Here is a 16,893-nt window from a genome sequence, read left to right as displayed (position 1 = left end):
CCCGTCCCCTGTCCTGTCCCCTGTCCCGTCCCCGGCGTCCGGCCCGCCGGGGCCGCCGCCCAGCAGCACCCGCGCCTCGTGCTCGTTGACGACGAGGGGGTCGCACACCGCCAGTACGTCGTCGGGCAGCTCGGCGGGCGGCGAGGGGTTGAGCACCACCCGGGTGCCGGCCCGCGCCGCCGCCCGCGCCGCGGCCACCACCGTCTCCCGGGGGATCTCCATCTGCAGCGAGACCACCCGCGCGGCCGCCAGCAGCGGCTCCGCGGCCCGCACGTCCTCGGGGCTCAGCCGGGCGTTGGCACCGGGGGACACCACGATGCTGTTGTCGCCCGACGGGTCCACCGTGATCAGCGCCACCCCGGTCGGCGCGCCGCCCACCAGCACCGCCGAGGTGTCCACGCCGGCCGCCCGCTGGGCGTCCAGCAGCAGCCGGCCGTGCGCGTCGTCGCCCACCCGCGCCAGCAGCGCCGTACGCGCCCCGAGCCGGGCCGCGGCCACGGCCTGGTTGGCGCCCTTGCCGCCGGGGTGGACGGCCAGGTCGGAGCCGAGCACGGTCTCGCCCGCCCCGGGCCGCCGCTCCACCCCCACCACCAGGTCGGCATTGGCCGAGCCCACGACCAGCAGATCGCATTCCGGCATCGTGAAACACCCTTCCCGCGAGCGCGGCCCCGCCGTCGGGCCGCCATGAGTTACCCCTGCCCGAATCCGCGCCAGTGATGATCCACAACAGGTTATCCACAGGGTGAACACGGTGTCGGTGCCCGGCGGTACCGTCGCGGCATGGTGCAACTGGCGGTCCTCGAAGGGGTCCTCGAGCGGATCACCTACGCCAATGAGGACAACGGATACACCGTGGCCCGGGTCGACACCGGCCGCGGTGGCGACCTGCTGACGGTCGTCGGCTCGCTGCTGGGCGCCCAGCCCGGGGAGTCGCTGCGGATGGAGGGCCGCTGGGGCTCCCACCCCCAGTACGGGCGGCAGTTCACGGTGGAGAACTACACCACCGTGCTGCCCGCCACCGTCCAGGGCATCCGCCGCTATCTCGGCTCGGGGCTGATCAAGGGCATCGGGCCCAGGATCGCCGAGCGGATCGTGGACCACTTCGGGGTGGACACCCTGGAGATCATCGAGCGCGAGCCCGGGCGCCTCGTCGAGGTCCCGGGCCTCGGCCCCAAGCGCACCCGCCTGATCGGCGCCGCCTGGGAGGAGCAGAAGGCCATCAAGGAGGTCATGGTCTTCCTCCAGGGCGTCGGCGTCTCCACCTCGATCGCCGTGCGGATCTACAAGAAGTACGGCGACGCCTCCATCTCCGTGGTGCGCAACCAGCCCTATCGGCTGGCCGCCGACGTCTGGGGCATCGGCTTCCTCACGGCGGACCGGATCGCCCAGGCCGTCGGCATCCCGCACGACAGCCCCGAGCGGGTCAAGGCCGGGCTGCAGTACGCCCTCTCCCAGTCCACCGACCAGGGCCACTGCTTCCTGCCCCAGGAGCGGCTGATCGCCGACGCCGTCAAGCTGCTCCAGGTCGACACCGGCCTGGTCATCGACTGCCTGGCCGAGCTCGCCGGCGAGGAGGAGGGAGTGGTCCGGGAGACCGTCCCCGGGCCCGACGGCGGCGAGCCGGTCACCGCCGTCTATCTGGTCCCCTTCCACCGCGCCGAGCTCTCCCTGGCGGCCCAGCTCCAGCGGCTGCTGCGCACGGAGGAGGACCGGCTGCCCGCCTTCCAGCAGGTCCAGTGGGACAAGGCGCTGTCCTGGCTCGCGGACCGCACGGGCGCGGACCTCGCCCCCGAACAGCAGGAGGCGGTGCGCCTGGCGCTGACCCGCAAGGTGGCGGTGCTCACCGGCGGCCCCGGCTGCGGCAAGTCCTTCACCGTGCGCTCGGTGGTGGAGCTCGCCCGCGCCAAGAAGGCGAAGGTGGTGCTGGCCGCGCCCACCGGACGGGCGGCCAAGCGGCTCTCCGAGCTCACCGGGGCCGAGGCGTCCACGGTCCACCGGCTGCTGGAGCTCAAGCCCGGCGGGGACGCCGCCTACGACCGGGACCGGCCGCTGGACGCCGATCTGGTCGTGGTGGACGAGGCGTCCATGCTGGATCTGTTGCTCGCCAACAAGCTGGTCAAGGCCGTGCCGCCGGGGGCGCATCTGCTCCTGGTGGGGGACGTGGACCAGCTGCCGTCGGTGGGCGCGGGCGAGGTGCTCCGCGATCTGCTGGCGGAGGGCGGCCCGGTGCCGGCGGTCCGGCTGACCCGGATCTTCCGCCAGGCCCAGCAGTCGGGCGTGGTGACCAACGCCCACCGCATCAACTCCGGGGTGCCGCCCCTCACCCAGGGCCTGCCGGACTTCTTTCTCTTCGCCGAGGAGGACACCGAGGAGGCGGGCCGGCTCACGGTGGACGTGGCGGCCCGGCGCGTCCCGGCGAAGTTCGGCCTCGATCCGCGCCGCGACGTGCAGGTGCTGACCCCGATGCACCGCGGCCCGGCGGGCGCGGGCGCGCTCAACGGTCTCCTCCAGCAGGCGATCACCCCGGGCCGGCCGGACCTGCCCGAGCGGCGCGTGGGCGGCCGGGTCTTCCGGGTGGGCGACAAGGTCACCCAGATCCGGAACAACTATGACAAGGGTGCCAATGGCGTCTTCAACGGCACGGTGGGGGTGGTGACCGCGCTGAGCCCCGAGGAGCAGCGGCTGACCGTGCTGACGGACGAGGACGAGGAGATCGGATACGACTTCGACGAGCTCGACGAGCTGGCCCACGCCTACGCCGTGACCATCCATCGGTCGCAGGGGAGCGAGTATCCCGCGGTGGTGATCCCTGTCACCACCGGAGCATGGATGATGCTGCAACGAAATCTGCTCTATACCGCCGTTACCCGGGCGAAACGGCTCGTGGTTCTGGTCGGCTCGCGGAAGGCTCTGGGTCAGGCGGTGCGTACCGTATCGGCGGGGCGGCGGTGCACCGCCCTGGATCACCGGCTCGCGGGCCGGATCGGGGCCGGGTCAACCTGACGGACCAGGGATGACCCTTCCCCAACCGGGGCGAAGGGAGCAGGATGGGCAGGCGCGCGGCACTGCGTGCCATCCATCGGCCTTGTGGCCGACCCCGAGTGCACGGCCCGGTGCCAAATGGGGGAAGGTAGAGACAGTCAGGGCACCTCGAAGAAGAGGACAGACGTCGGTGAGGGATGACGTGAGCGACAACTCTGTAGTACTGCGGTACGGGGACGGCGAATACACCTACCCGGTGGTCGACAGCACTGTCGGCGACAAGGGCTTCGACATCGGCAAGCTCCGTGCCCAAACCGGTCTGGTGACCCTGGACAGCGGTTACGGCAACACGGCGGCGTACAAGTCCGCGATCACCTACCTCGACGGTGAGCGCGGCATCCTGCGCTACCGCGGTTACCCGATCGAGCAGCTCGCCGAGCGCAGCTCCTTCCTCGAGACCGCGTACCTGCTGATCCACGGCGAGCTGCCGACCGTGGACCAGCTGGCGTCCTTCCGGGGTGAGATCACCCAGCACACCCTGCTGCACGAGGACGTCAAGCGGTTCTTCGACGGCTTCCCGCGCGACGCCCACCCGATGGCGATGCTCTCCTCCGTGGTCAGCGCGCTGTCGACGTTCTACCAGGGCAGCCACAACCCGTTCGACGAGGAGCAGCGCCACCTCTCGACGATCCGGCTGCTGGCCAAGCTGCCGACGATCGCGGCGTACGCCTACAAGAAGTCCGTCGGTCACCCGTTCGTCTACCCGCGTAACGACCTCGGCTACGTCGAGAACTTCCTGCGGATGACCTTCTCGGTGCCGGCCCAGGAGTACGACCTCGACCCGGTCGTGGTCAACGCCCTGGACAAGCTGCTGATCCTGCACGCGGACCACGAGCAGAACTGCTCCACCTCCACCGTGCGCCTGGTCGGCTCGTCGCAGGCGAACATGTTCGCCTCGATCTCCGCCGGCATCAGCGCCCTGTGGGGCCCGCTGCACGGCGGCGCCAACCAGTCGGTGCTGGAGATGCTGGAGAGCATCAAGGCGAACGGCAGCGATGTCGACACCTTCATCCGCAAGGTGAAGAACAAGGAAGACGGCGTGAAGCTCATGGGCTTCGGGCACCGCGTCTACAAGAACTTCGACCCCCGGGCGAAGATCATCAAGGCGGCGGCGCACGACGTCCTCTCCGCGCTGGGCAAGTCCGACGAGCTGCTCGACATCGCGCTGAAGCTCGAGGAGCACGCGCTGGCCGACGACTACTTCGTCGAGCGCAAGCTCTACCCCAACGTGGACTTCTACACCGGTCTGATCTACCGGGCCATGGGCTTCCCGACCGAGATGTTCACCGTGCTCTTCGCGCTCGGCCGGCTCCCCGGCTGGATCGCCCAGTGGCACGAGATGATCAAGGAGCCGGGTTCCCGGATCGGCCGTCCGCGGCAGATCTACACCGGTGTGGTGGAGCGCGACTTCGTGCCGGTCGAGCAGCGCTGACGCCTCCGACACGGCTGACGCCTCCGACACGCGAGCGCCGGCGCCCCGGAACGGGCGCCGAACCTCGGAACGTGCGCTGACGCCTCGGAACGCGAGGAAGCGCCCCGCGCCGATCCCCCCACGGGTCGGAGCGGGGCGCTTCCCGTATCCCGGTCGGACTCCCCCCACGGGACCCGACCGGGCGCTCGATGGCCGTGGAGGCCGCCGTGAAGTCCCCCGACTTCCGTTGCGGCTCCACGCTGCGATCTGCCGGGACGCTGAGCGAGGGGGGGCCGCTCAAAGCTCCCCGCGCACGTCGTCCCGGCCAACGCAGTGGCCAAGTCCGTCCCCCAAGACATTCCAGGCCCTCACGGTGCCGCTTCCCGCCGGAGGTGCGGCACCGCCCGGTTAGACTCCCGACCCCCCGCAATGGTTACCTCGCGATCTCTGTGATCTGGGTCTCCCGACATATGCCCGCCAACAAGGGCAAGGGCCCCGATCGGGAGATCGGGGCCCTGGGGTGAGGGTTCTGTGTGCGATGCGGGGGTTCCGTGAACGCGTGGGGCCGGTGTGGGCCCCGGGGCGGGCGCAACCCCCGCCGGAGACGGCGCCCCGCGGTCAGCGGAAGGCGCGCAGCCGCAGGCTGTTGGTCACCACGAAGACCGAGGAGAAGGCCATCGCCGCCCCCGCGATCATCGGGTTCAGCAGTCCGGCCGCGGCCAGCGGCAGCGCGGCCACGTTGTAGCCGAACGCCCACACCAGATTGGACTTGATCGTCTTCAGGGTCCGGCGGGAGAGCCGGATGGCGTCCGCCGCGACCCGCAGGTCCCCGCGCACCAGGGTGAGGTCGCTCGCCTCGATGGCCGCGTCCGTCCCCGTGCCCATGGCCAGCCCCAGATCGGCCGTGGCCAGCGCGGCGGCGTCGTTGACGCCGTCCCCGACCATCGCGACCGTACGGCCCTCGGCGCGCAGCCGCTCCACGACCGCCACCTTCTCCTCCGGCAGCACGTCCGCGATCACCTCGTCGATCCCGACCGCGCGGGCCACCGACTCGGCGACCGCCCGGTTGTCGCCGGTGAGCAGCACCGGGGTCAGCCCCAGCGCCCGCAGCTCGGCCACCGCCCGCGCGCTGGTGTCCTTGACGGCGTCGGCGACGGTCAGCACGCCGCGCGCCGCGCCGTCCCAGGCCACCACCACCGCCGTACGGCCCTCGGCCTCGGCCGCGTCCTTGGCGGCGGCCAGGCGGTCCGGCAGCTCGATCCCCGCGGCGGCGAGCAGCTTGGCGCGCCCCACCAGGACCGTACGGCCCGCCACCGCGCCCCGTACGCCGAGGCCGGCGGCGTTCTCGAAGTGGTCGGCCACCGGCAGTTCCCCGACGGCCTCGGCCGCGCCGGTGGCGATGGCCTGGGCGATGGGGTGCTCGGAGGCGTGCTCCACGGCGCCCGCCAGGCGCAGCAGCTCCCGCTCGTCGACCCCGTCCGCCGTGACGACGTCCCGCAGGGCCATCCGCCCGGTGGTGACGGTGCCGGTCTTGTCCAGCACCACGGTGTCCACCCGGCGGGTCGACTCCAGCACCTCGGGCCCCTTGATCAGGATGCCCAGCTGGGCGCCGCGGCCGGTGCCGACCATCAGGGCCGTCGGGGTCGCCAGGCCCAGCGCGCACGGGCAGGCGATGATCAGTACGGCCACGGCGGCGGTGAACGCCGCGGTCACCTCCCCGGTGACCAGCAGCCAGCCGGCCAGGGTGCCGACGGCGATCAGCAGCACCACGGGCACGAACACGCTCGACACCCGGTCCGCCAGCCGCTGGACCGCCGCCTTGCCGCCCTGGGCGTCCGCCACCAGCTTCGCCATCCGGGCGAGCTGGGTGTCGGAGCCGACCCGGGTCGCCTCGACGACCAGCCGCCCGGAGGTGTTGACCGTGGCACCGGTCACCGGGTCGCCGACCGCCACGTCCACCGGCACCGACTCGCCGGTGAGCATCGAGGCGTCCACGGCCGAGGCGCCCTTGACCACCCGGCCGTCGGTGGCGATCTTCTCGCCGGGGCGGACGACGAAGTGGTCGCCCACGGCCAGCCGGTCCACCGGAATCCGTACCTCCGTGCCGTCGCGCAGCACGGCCACGTCCTTGGCGCCCAGCTCCAGCAGCGCGCGCAGCGCGGCGCCCGCCCGGCGCTTGGACTTCGCCTCGAGATAGCGGCCCAGCAGCAGGAAGGTGGTCACCCCGGCCGCGACCTCCAGATAGAGGGCGGAGGAGCCGTCGGTCCTGGCCACGGTGAGGTCGAAGCCGTGCCGCATGCCCGGCTCGCCGGCGTGCCCGAGGAACAGGGCCCACAGCGACCAGCCGAAGGCGGCCAGGGTGCCGAGGGAGACCAGGGTGTCCATGGTGGCGGCGCCGTGCCGGGCGTTGGTCCAGGCGGCGCGGTGGAAGGGCAGGGCGCCCCAGACGACGACCGGCGCGGCCAGCGTCAGCGAGAGCCACTGCCAGTTCTCGAATTGGAGGGCGGGCACCATCGCCATCAGCACGACGGGCGCGGAGAGGACGAGGGAGACGAGCAGGCGCCGGCGGAGCGCGTCGGTGACGTCGTCCCGCGCCGCGGCACGGCTGTCGGCCGGGGCCTGGGCCGACGCCGGCGCGTGTGCCTGCGTCCGCGTCGGGGCCTGCGGGGCGGCCGCCGGTTCGGGACCCTCCCCGCCTGGGGCCGCCGTGGTCCCGTCCGGCGCCGAGGGCGGCGGCTCGGGAGGCGCCGGAGGCGCCTCCGCGCGGTAGCCGGTCCGCTCCACGGTGGCGACGAGGTCCGCCACCGACACGCCCTCGCCGAAGCGGACCGTGGCCTTCTCCGTGGCGAAGTTGACGGTGGCGGACACCCCCTCCAGCCGGTTGAGCTTCTTCTCGATCCGCGCCGCGCAGGAGGCACAGGTCATGCCGCCGATGGCGAGCTCGACCGAGGCCGGGGGCCGGCCGGTGGCGGTGGGGGCGGTGCCGTGCGTCTCGGTGGTCATTTCGGGTCTCCCGGAAAGGGTGCCGGGCCGGCCGGCGGGGCGGCCGGCCCGGCGAGGTGGTGGCGCGCTCTCAGGCGCGGCCGACGAGTTCGTAGCCGGCCTCGTCGATCGCCGCGCGGACGGTCTCCTCGTCCAGCGGGGCGTCGGAGGTGACGGTGACCAGGCCGGTGGCGGACACGGCCGTGACGGAGGCGACACCGGGCACGTCCGAGAGCTCGGCGGAGATCGCCTTCTCGCAGTGCCCGCAGCTCATGCCGCTCACGCGATAGGTGGCGCTGACGGCGCCGGCCCCGGTGGCGTCACCGCAGGACGAGTCGGAGGAGCAGCATCCGGTCGGGGTCTCGGCGGTCATGGTTCTCTCCTTGGGCAAACGGTCCGTCGTGGACGGGCGGGGTCGTTGTTCACCGGGGCGCTCCAGGGGCTCCCGGTGCGTCCTCCGGTGTCAACACTATACCCCTGGGGGGTATTCCTGGGGGTGTCGCCTCCGTTTCACCCGAAAGCGACGGGCCCCGCCCACGAGGACTTCCTCGGGCGGGGCGGGGTAGTCAGCCGCGGGTGTCGCGCCGGTTCCGGTTGCCGGGCCGCCGGGTGACCCAGGACCGGATGGTGTCCGGGAACCAGTAGGGTTTGCCGCCCTCCACCAGATCGGGTGGCGGCAGCAGTCCGTGCTTCCGGTACGAGCGCACGGTGTCGGTCTGGACGCGGATGTGTGCGGCGATCTCCTTGTACGACCACAGTCTCCGGTCGGTCATCTCTCGCACCTCCTCGCGGTGCCGCAGCGGCGGCCCGGGGGGAGCCGTCGGGGGGCTGCGGCGCGGCCGCTGTTGATCACTCAGCCTGTGCCGGATGAACGAGGATGCCGTCCGGCGCGGGCGCGGTGTGGGGGTGCTGTGACACGAAATCCGCACAACGGTGACAACGGTGTTCAAAGGGTGACGCGCTTCGAGAGGTGACGCGCTTCAAGGCGTGACGCCGCTTCAGGGGGTGACGCGCTGCAACGGGTGACGCGCGCCCGGGGCGGCGCGGAACCCGGCGCTCAGGCACCGCACGTACGAAGGAACCTGCGCGTCCGCTCCGCGATGGGGAACGGCTTGTCCGCCGCGCACGGATACATGTCCTGCTCCACGATCGCGAAGAGCTCCACCCCCAGCGCCTGCGCGGCCGTGAGCACCGGTTCCAGCGCCGGCACCCCGCCCGGCGGCTCGCACATCACCCCGCGCCGCACGGCCGGCCCGAACGGCGTGCCCTGGGCCCGGACCTCCGCCAGGATCTCCGGGTCCACCTGCTTGAGGTGGAGGTAGCCGATCCGCTCCCCGTAGGTCTCGATCAGCTTGACGCTGTCGCCGCCGCAGTACGCGTAGTGGCCCGTGTCCAGGCAGAGGTTGACCGTCGCGGAGTCCGTCGCGTCGAGGAAGCGGGCGACGTTCTCCTCGCCGTCGATATGGGTGTCCGCGTGCGGGTGGACGACGATGTCGAGCCCGTACCGCTCCCGCACCTCGCGGCCGAGCCGCTCCATGCCGCCGGTCAGATGGCGCCACTGCTCCGGCGTGAGCACCGGGTCCTCCAGGACCTCCGCGGTTTTGTCGTCGCGCCAGAAGGAGGGGATGACGACGAGGTGCCCGGCGCCCATCGCCCGGGTGAGCTCGGCGACCCGCGCCACCTGCTCCCAGGTGCTCTCCCAGACGCCGGGCCCGCGGTGCAGCGCGGTGAAGACCGTGCCGGCGGAGACCCGCAGGCCGCGCCGGCCGACCTCGTCGGTGAGCCGCGCCGGATCGGTGGGCAGATACCCGTACGGGCCCAGCTCGATCCAGGAGTAGCCGGCCTCGGCGACCTCGTCGAGGAAGCGCCGCCAGGGCACCTGCTGGGGGTCGTCGGCGAACCAGACGCCCCAGGAGTCGGGGGCCGAACCGACCCTGATGCGGTCGAGCGCGGCGCGGGTGGCGGACGCTCCCGCGGATGGCGCTACGGATGGCGCCGTGGGCGGCGGAGTGGGCTGTGGCGTGGGTGGCACGGCGGGCGGCGGAGTGGGCGGCGTGGCTGTCATGCGGCGTAGCCTCCCCGCGCCCCGGCGGAGTGTCAATAGTTCGTCAGGACATACGGACGTCACGTCATCGAACCGCACGCCGCGACGCCGTGACGTCAATATGTAAGGACAAAGTATTGACAGGCTCCCGGCCACCCTCTAGACCTGTGGGGGACCGCAGCCGCGCGACGAGAGGTGATCGATGACCGAGCCGTACGACCTGGTCACCATGGGCCGCGTCGGAGTGGACATCTATCCGCTGGAGATCGGCGTACCGCTGGCGCGCGTCGAGACCTTCGGCAAGTTCCTCGGCGGCTCCCCGGCCAATGTCGCGGTCGCCGCCGCCCGGCTGGGGCGCCGTACGGCCCTGGTCACCCGCACCGGTCGGGACCCGTTCGGAGACTACGTCCACCAGGCGCTGCGGGAGTTCGGCGTGGACGACCGCATGGTGACCCCGGTGGCGGAGTACCCCACTCCGGTCACCTTCTGCGAGATCTTCCCGCCCGACGACTTCCCGCTCTACTTCTACCGGCGGCCCAAGGCCCCGGACATGGAGCTGCGGGCCGAGGAGCTCGACCTCGACGCCGTACGCGCGGCGAGGATCTTCTGGATGACCGGAACGGGGCTCTCCGAGGAGCCGAGCCGGTCGGCGACCCTGGCCGCGCTGGAGGCCCGTACGGCGGCGCGCCGCCCCGCTCCCGCAACCGCCGCTGCCTCCGGCGGCGATGCCGCTGCCGGAGGCGCGCTCGCCACCGTCTTCGATCTCGACTGGCGGCCGATGTTCTGGCCGGACCCGGCCGCCGCCCGCCCGTACTACGAGCGGGCCCTCGCCCATGCCACGGTCGCCGTCGGCAATGTCGAGGAGTGCGCGGTGGCCACGGGGGAGCGCGAGCCGTACGCCGCCGCGCGCGCCCTGCTGGCCGCCGGCGTCGAGCTGGCCGTGGTCAAGCAGGGCCCCAAGGGGGTGCTCGCCGTGCGCCGCGACGGCGCCACCGCCGAGGTGCCGCCCATCGAGGTCGAGGTGGTCAACGGCCTCGGCGCCGGGGACGCCTTCGGCGGCGCCCTCTGCCACGGGCTGCTGGCCGGCTGGGGGCTGGAGCGGACCATGCGGTACGCCAACGCGGCCGGCGCCATCGTCGCCTCGCGCCTGGCCTGTTCGTCCGCCATGCCCACCCCCGACGAGGTCGAGGACCTCCTCGCCCGCCCCTGACCCGCCCGGGGCGGCCGACCGATCGACACCGAGAGAGAGTCAAGCCACCGTGAGCATCCGTGTCTCCGACATCGTGAAGGTGCGGACCCGGCACCCCGAGGCCATCGGCGAGGCGGCCGCCCGCCGCGCCCGCCGCCCCCTGATCGGCGACAGCGGCCGACTCATGATCATCGCTGCCGATCACCCCGGCCGGGGCGCCCTCGCCGTCGGCGATCGCGAACTGGCCATGGCCAACCGCGCCGACCTCCTGGAGCGGCTCTGCCTCGCGCTCTCCCGGCCGGGCGTCGACGGGGTGCTCGCCACCGCCGACATCCTGGACGACCTGCTGCTCCTCGGCGCGCTCGACGACAAGGTGGTCATCGGCTCGATGAACCGCGGCGGGCTGGCCGGCGCCGCCTTCGAGATGGACGACCGCTTCACCGGCTACCGCCCCCAGGACCTGGACCGCTTCGGCTTCGACGCCGGGAAGCTGCTGCTGCGGATCGACTACTCCGACCCCGGCTCGCTCGCCACCCTCGACGCCGCCGCCCGCGCCATCGACGCCATGGCCGCCCGCCGCCTCCCCGTCTTCGTCGAGCCGTTCATCTCCCGGCGGGTCGGCGGCAAGGTCCGCAACGATCTGAGCGCCGAGGCCGTCACCCGCTCCATCGCCATCGCCTCCGGCCTCGCCGGCACCTCCGCCTACACCTGGCTCAAGGTGCCGGTCACCGAGGACCCGCGGGACATGGCGGCGGTGATGGAGACCTCCACGCTGCCGGCCGTCCTGCTCGGCGGCGAGGTCGGGCCCACCGCGGAGGACCAGGCCGGCGCGTACGAGCGGTGGGCCAAGGCGCTGCGGCTGCCCACCGTCCAGGGGCTGGTCGTCGGCCGCTCACTGCTCTATCCGGCCGACGGGGACGTGGCGACGGCCGTGGACACCGCGGTCGGGCTGCTGTGACCGCGGCCGACGGCGGATGGCCGAGGCGACCGCCGTGGCCGCCGCGACCGCCGTGGCCGCGGTGACCGTAGGTGACCGGCGCGCGGTTCCGGGCGCCGGTGCGCGCCTGTGACCAGCGGCTTTGGGTGACGACCCCTCACTGTCAGTGGCGAGTAGGAGACTTGCAGTCATGAACGCCGAGTTGCACATCCGCGCCGGGGCCGCCGCCGAGGGGCCGTACTCCCTGAGCGTCGACCCCGAGAAGGCCGGCTGGGACCACTCCTCCCTCCGGGTCCTCCGGCTGCCGCCCGGCGGTGACCACACCCTGGACACCGGCGACAGCGAGTGGATCGTGCTGCCCCTGTCCGGCGGCTGCCGGGTCCGCACCGAGGACGGCGCGACCTTCGAACTGGCCGGCCGCGCGAGCGTGTTCAGCGGGGTGACGGACTTCGCCTACGTCCCGCGCGACGCGCGGGCGCGGATCACCAGCGCGGAGGGCGGGCGCTTCGCGCTGACCGGCGCCCGCTGCGAGCGCCGGCTGCCCGCCCGCTACGGCCCGGCCGAGGAGGTACCCGTGGAACTGCGCGGCACCGGCATCTGCTCCCGCCAGGTCAACAACTTCGCCGCGGCCGCCCCCGCCGGCGGCGGGCCGGGCGGGGGCCTCGAATGCGACCGGCTGATCGCCGTCGAGGTGCTCACCCCCGGCGGCAACTGGTCCTCGTATCCACCGCACAAGCACGACGAACAGTGCCCCGGCGAGGAGTCCCGGCTGGAGGAGATCTACTACTTCGAGATCGCCCCCGCGCACGGCTCCGAGGGGTTCGGCTACCACCGGGTGTCGCCCTCCGGCCACGGCCGCGGCACGGACGTGCTCGCCGAGGTCCGCGACGGCGACGCCGTGCTGATCCCCGACGGCTGGCACGGCCCGTCCATCGCCGCGCCCGGCCACGACATGTACTACCTCAACGTCATGGCCGGCCCCGGCGAGACCCGCGAGTGGCTGATCCGCGACCACCCCGACCACGGCTGGGTCCGGTCCACCTGGGCCGGCCGGCCCGTCGACCCCCGCCTCCCCTTCTACGACGCGCCCGCAGGAGACGCCCGATGACCGCTCCCACGGACCCCGCCGCCACGGACCCCGGTCCCAGGGACGCCAGTCCCACGGACCCCGGCCCCACGGACCCCGCGGTCGCCCGCCCGGCGACCCGTCACCTCACCGTCGCCCAGGCGCTGGTCACCTTCCTCGCCCATCAGTACTCCGAGCGGGACGGCCGCCGCCACCGCCTCATCGAGGCCTGCTGGGGCATCTTCGGCCACGGCAATGTCGCCGGCCTCGGCCAGGCGCTCGTGGAGGCCGGGCCCGGCCGGCTCCCCTTCCTCCAGGGCCGCAACGAACAGGCCATGGTGCACGCGGCCGTGGGCTTCGCCCGCCAGCGCGACCGGCTGTCCGCGCACGCCGTCACCACCTCCATCGGCCCCGGCGCCACCAACCTCGTCACCGGGGCCGCGCTCGCCACCGTCAACCGGCTGCCCGTGCTGCTGCTGCCCGGTGACACCTTCGCCGCCCGCCCCGCCGACCCCGTGCTCCAGCAGCTGGAGGTCCCGCACGCCGGCGATGTGTCGGTCAACGACTGTCTGCGCCCCGTGTCCCGGTACTTCGACCGGATCACCCGGCCCGAGGCGCTGATCCCCGCCGCGCTCCAGGCCATGCGGGTGCTCACCGACCCCGCCGAGACCGGCGCCGTCACCCTCGCCCTGCCCCAGGACGTGCAGGCCGAGGCGTACGACTGGCCCGAGGAGTTCTTCGCCGACCGGGTGTGGCGCGTGCCCCGCCCCGCCCCGGACCCGGCCGCCCTGGCCGAGGCCGCCGCCGCCGTGCGGGCCGCCGCCCGGCCGCTGATCGTCGCCGGTGGCGGGGTCCACCACAGCGAGGCCGAGGACGCCCTGCGCGCCCTGGTCGACGCCACCGGGGTGCCCGTCGCCGCCACCCAGGCCGGCAAGGGCTCCCTGCGCCACGACCACCCGGCCGACGTCGGCGGCATCGGCCACACCGGCACCGCCGTGGCCGACGACCTGGCCCGCGCGGCCGACCTGGTGATCGGGGTCGGCACCCGCTACAGCGACTTCACCACCGCCTCCCACACCCTGTTCACCGCGCCCGGCGTCCGCTTCCTCAACCTCAACATCACCTCCTTCGACGCCCACAAGATGAGCGCCCTGCCCCTGGTCGCCGACGCCCGCACCGGACTGGAGGCGCTGACCGCCGCGCTCGCCGGGCACCGGGTCGACGCCGCGTACGAGGCCGAGTACCGCGCGGGCAAGCGGCGCTGGGAGCGGCTGGTCGACGCCGCGTACGCCGCCGGCGACGCGTCCGCCCGCCCCACCCAGAGCCAGGTGCTGGGCGCCCTGGACGCCGTCGTCGGCGAGGACGACGTGGTGATCAACGCGGCCGGTTCGCTCCCCGGCGACCTCCACAAGCTGTGGCGGGCCCGCTCCCGCCGCCAGTACCACCTGGAGTACGGCTACTCCTGCATGGGGTACGAGATCCCGGCCGCCATCGGTGTCCGGCTGGCCGCCCCCGACCGTCCGGTCTGGGCGCTGGTCGGCGACGGCACGTATCTGATGCTCCCCACGGAGATCGTGACGGCCGTCCAGGAGGGCGTCGCCATCAAGCTCGTGCTCGTCCAGAACCACGGGTACGCCTCCATCGGCGGGCTGTCCGAGGCCGTCGGCGCCGAGCGGTTCGGCACGGCCTACCGCTTCCGGGCCCCCGACGGCGGCTACACCGGCGACCCGCTGCCGGTGGACCTGGCCGCCAACGCCGCCAGCCTGGGCATGGCGGTGCTCCGCGCCGACACCGTGGCCGAGCTGCGCGAAGCCCTCGCCGCCGCGCGCGCCTCCGACCGCCCCACATGTGTCTATGTGGAGACGGAAACAGCCGACACTCTGTCCGGGGCGCCCGGCGCACAGGCGTGGTGGGATGTGCCGGTGGCGCAGACCGCCACCCGCCCGGCGGCCCGCAGGGCCCGCGAGGAGTACGAGCGGCAGGCGGCGAACCGGCGCCGGCCCCTGGCGGGCGATCGGCGCCCGGCTCCGACGACCCCAGGAAACGGGTCGGCTCCGACGACCCCTTGAGAAGGTCGGCTCCGACGACCCCATGAGAAAGGTTCGAGCACTCATGAAGACCGTCAACCACTGGATCGGTGGCAAGGTCGTCGACGGCGTGTCCGGCGACTACGGGCCCGTCACCAACCCGGCGACGGGCGAGCGGACGGCGCGGGTGGCCCTGGCCTCCGTGGCCGAGGTCGACCGCGCGGTGGCCGCCGCCAAGGAGGCGTACGCCCACTGGGGCACCTCCTCGCTCGCCGCCCGCACCGCGGTCCTCTTCCGCTACCGCGCGCTGCTCGACGCCCACCGCGAGGAGCTCGCCGAGCTGATCACCGCGGAGCACGGCAAGGTGCACTCGGACGCGCTGGGCGAGGTGGCCCGCGGCCTGGAGATCGTCGAGCTGGCCTGCGGCATCACCACCCAGCTCAAGGGCGAGCTGTCCACCCAGGTGTCGAACCGCGTGGACGTGGCGTCGATCCGCCAGCCGCTGGGGGTCGTGGCCGGCATCACGCCGTTCAACTTCCCCGCCATGGTGCCGATGTGGATGTTCCCGCTGGCCGTCGCCTGCGGCAACACCTTCGTCCTCAAGCCCAGCGAGAAGGACCCCTCGCCCGCGCTCCGGCTCGCCGAGCTGGCCACCGAGGCGGGGCTGCCGGACGGCGTGCTCAACGTGGTCAACGGCGACAGGATTGCCGTCGACCGGCTGCTCACCCACCCGGACGTGGCCGCCGTCTCCTTCGTCGGCTCCACCCCGATCGCCCGCCACATCCACACCACCGCCTCGGCCGCCGGCAAGCGGGTCCAGGCGCTCGGCGGCGCCAAGAACCACATGCTGGTCCTGCCCGACGCCGATCTGGACGCGGCCGCCGACGCCGCCGTCTCCGCCGCCTACGGCTCGGCCGGCGAGCGCTGCATGGCGATCTCCGCGGTCGTCGCGGTCGGGGACATCGGGGACGAGCTGGTGGCGAAGATCCGCGACCGCGCCGAGAAGATCAAAATCGGCCCGGGCGACGACCCGGCCTCCGAGATGGGCCCGCTGATCACCAAGGCCCACCGCGACAAGGTCGCCTCCTATGTCACCGGCGCCGCCGACCAGGGCGCCGAGGTCGTCCTCGACGGCACGGGCTTCACCGTGGAGGGGTACGAGGACGGCCACTGGATCGGCCTGTCCCTGCTGGACAAGGTCCGCACGGACTCCGACGCGTACCGCGACGAGATCTTCGGCCCGGTGCTGTGCGTGCTGCGCGCCGCGACGTACGAGGAGGGGCTGGCGATCGTCAACGCCTCCCCGTTCGGCAACGGCACGGCCGTCTTCACCCGCGACGGCGGCGCGGCCCGCCGCTTCCAGCTGGAGGTGGAGGCGGGGATGGTCGGCGTGAACGTGCCGATCCCGGTGCCGGTCGGGTACCACTCCTTCGGCGGCTGGAAGGACTCCCTCTTCGGCGACCACCACATCTACGGCAACGACGGGGTGCGCTTCTACACCCGCGGCAAGGTCGTCACCACGCGCTGGCCCGACCCCAGCGACGGCGGCGTCGACCTCGGCTTCCCCAAGAACCACTGACCTCGCGGCGGCGGTCGGCGCGCGAGCCGACCGGCGCTCGAGGACGACGCAGATCCGGGTAGGGGGCGGGGGGGGAAAACCGGCCCCGACCGCCCCGCGCCCCCGTGTCCCGGCCCCCGGTCCATATGATCCGACCATGGATCTGCGTATGCCCCGGCTCAACCGGTGGACCGGATCGACCCGCCGCCGCGGCCGGCGCCGCCTGCTGGCCGGCGCCGCGGCCCTCGTCGTCCTCGCCGGGGCCGGCACCGTCACCGCCCTCGCGTCGGACGGCGAACCTCCCGTGCGCCGCGAGGACCGCTTCCTCACCGCGCCGGAGGCGCCGGGCGCCGCTCCCGGCACCCCCGGCGGCCCCGGCACGGTGCGGATCGACACCTCGTTCTTCACCTCGGGGGCCTCCGGCGAGCGCCGCCCCGCCGTCCTCCTCGGCCATGGCTTCGGCGGTGACAAGGACGACCTGCGCGAGCAGGCCGAGTCGCTGGCCCGGCAGGGCTATGCCGTGCTGACCTGGACCGCCCGCGGCTTCGGCCGGTCCGGCGGCCGCATCGGTCTCAACGCGCCCGACCGCGAGGTGGCGGACGTCAGCCGGCTCCTCGACTGGCTCGCCACCCGGCCC

13 protein-coding genes are annotated in these 16,893 nt (G+C 73.4%); 8 read left to right on the top strand and 5 right to left on the bottom strand.

Annotated elements, in window-relative coordinates; all coding sequences use genetic code 11:
• Positions 1 to 639 (bottom strand): ribokinase (locus ACSNOD_RS16850; protein ID WP_436767761.1); only part of this gene is annotated, 639 nt, incomplete at its 3' end.
• 141 nt (positions 640 to 780) lie between these two features.
• Between ACSNOD_RS16850 and recD2 the strand changes: the two genes are divergently transcribed.
• Both recD2 and ACSNOD_RS16840 read left to right on the top strand, forming a co-directional pair.
• Positions 781 to 3,003 carry an SF1B family DNA helicase RecD2 gene (gene recD2 / locus ACSNOD_RS16845; protein WP_436767760.1) on the top strand — a complete coding sequence of 741 codons (2,223 nt, stop codon included), beginning with the start codon at positions 781 to 783 and terminating at the stop codon, positions 3,001 to 3,003.
• Between the two features lie 181 nt (positions 3,004 to 3,184).
• Positions 3,185 to 4,474, top strand: coding sequence for a citrate synthase (locus tag ACSNOD_RS16840; protein ID WP_436767762.1), 1,290 nt, complete (start codon positions 3,185 to 3,187; stop codon positions 4,472 to 4,474).
• Between the two features lie 597 nt (positions 4,475 to 5,071).
• On the opposite strand, the gene ACSNOD_RS16835 is transcribed toward ACSNOD_RS16840, so the two are convergent.
• From ACSNOD_RS16835 to ACSNOD_RS16820, 4 genes are all read right to left on the bottom strand, one after another.
• Entirely contained in the window at positions 5,072 to 7,456 is a 2,385-nt protein-coding gene (locus ACSNOD_RS16835) for a heavy metal translocating P-type ATPase (RefSeq protein ID WP_436767759.1), read from the bottom strand.
• A 70-nt stretch (positions 7,457 to 7,526) separates the two neighbouring features.
• Positions 7,527 to 7,808 (bottom strand): heavy-metal-associated domain-containing protein, encoded by a 282-nt coding sequence (locus ACSNOD_RS16830; RefSeq protein ID WP_436767758.1) that lies wholly within the window; start codon positions 7,806 to 7,808, stop codon positions 7,527 to 7,529.
• 193 nt (positions 7,809 to 8,001) lie between these two features.
• Entirely contained in the window at positions 8,002 to 8,208 is a 207-nt protein-coding gene (locus ACSNOD_RS16825; RefSeq protein ID WP_436767757.1) for a helix-turn-helix transcriptional regulator, read from the bottom strand.
• Positions 8,209 to 8,492: 284 nt separating this feature from the next.
• Positions 8,493 to 9,500 carry a sugar phosphate isomerase/epimerase family protein gene (locus ACSNOD_RS16820; protein ID WP_436767756.1) on the bottom strand — a complete coding sequence of 336 codons (1,008 nt, stop codon included), beginning with the start codon at positions 9,498 to 9,500 and terminating at the stop codon, positions 8,493 to 8,495.
• A gap of 181 nt (positions 9,501 to 9,681) precedes the next feature.
• Here ACSNOD_RS16820 and iolC point away from each other — a divergent pair, with 181 nt between their 5' ends.
• The 6 genes from iolC to ACSNOD_RS16790 all read left to right on the top strand — a co-directional run.
• Positions 9,682 to 10,689: a 5-dehydro-2-deoxygluconokinase gene (gene iolC / locus ACSNOD_RS16815; protein WP_436767755.1), complete on the top strand. Its 1,008-nt coding sequence runs from the start codon at positions 9,682 to 9,684 to the stop codon at positions 10,687 to 10,689.
• Between the two features lie 49 nt (positions 10,690 to 10,738).
• On the top strand, positions 10,739 to 11,626 hold the full coding sequence (locus tag ACSNOD_RS16810; protein ID WP_436767754.1) for a Cgl0159 family (beta/alpha)8-fold protein: 888 nt from the start codon (positions 10,739 to 10,741) through the stop codon (positions 11,624 to 11,626).
• Positions 11,627 to 11,795: 169 nt separating this feature from the next.
• Entirely contained in the window at positions 11,796 to 12,713 is a 918-nt protein-coding gene (iolB, locus tag ACSNOD_RS16805) for a 5-deoxy-glucuronate isomerase (RefSeq protein ID WP_436767753.1), read from the top strand.
• Positions 12,710 to 14,740, top strand: coding sequence for a 3D-(3,5/4)-trihydroxycyclohexane-1,2-dione acylhydrolase (decyclizing) (gene iolD / locus ACSNOD_RS16800; RefSeq protein ID WP_436767752.1), 2,031 nt, complete (start codon positions 12,710 to 12,712; stop codon positions 14,738 to 14,740). Before iolB ends, iolD begins: the two co-directional genes overlap by 4 nt.
• A gap of 43 nt (positions 14,741 to 14,783) precedes the next feature.
• On the top strand, positions 14,784 to 16,277 hold the full coding sequence (locus ACSNOD_RS16795) for a CoA-acylating methylmalonate-semialdehyde dehydrogenase (RefSeq protein WP_436767751.1): 1,494 nt from the start codon (positions 14,784 to 14,786) through the stop codon (positions 16,275 to 16,277).
• A gap of 136 nt (positions 16,278 to 16,413) precedes the next feature.
• Positions 16,414 to 16,893, top strand: a 480-nt coding sequence (locus ACSNOD_RS16790) for a serine aminopeptidase domain-containing protein (protein ID WP_436767750.1), incomplete at its 3' end; no start/stop codon positions are given.

This window comes from Streptomyces sp. URMC 123 (genome assembly GCF_051386515.1).
Taxonomy (GTDB): domain Bacteria; phylum Actinomycetota; class Actinomycetes; order Streptomycetales; family Streptomycetaceae; genus Streptomyces.
Note: the sequence above shows the minus strand (reverse complement) of the source record. Positions and strands in the feature narration are given on the sequence as shown.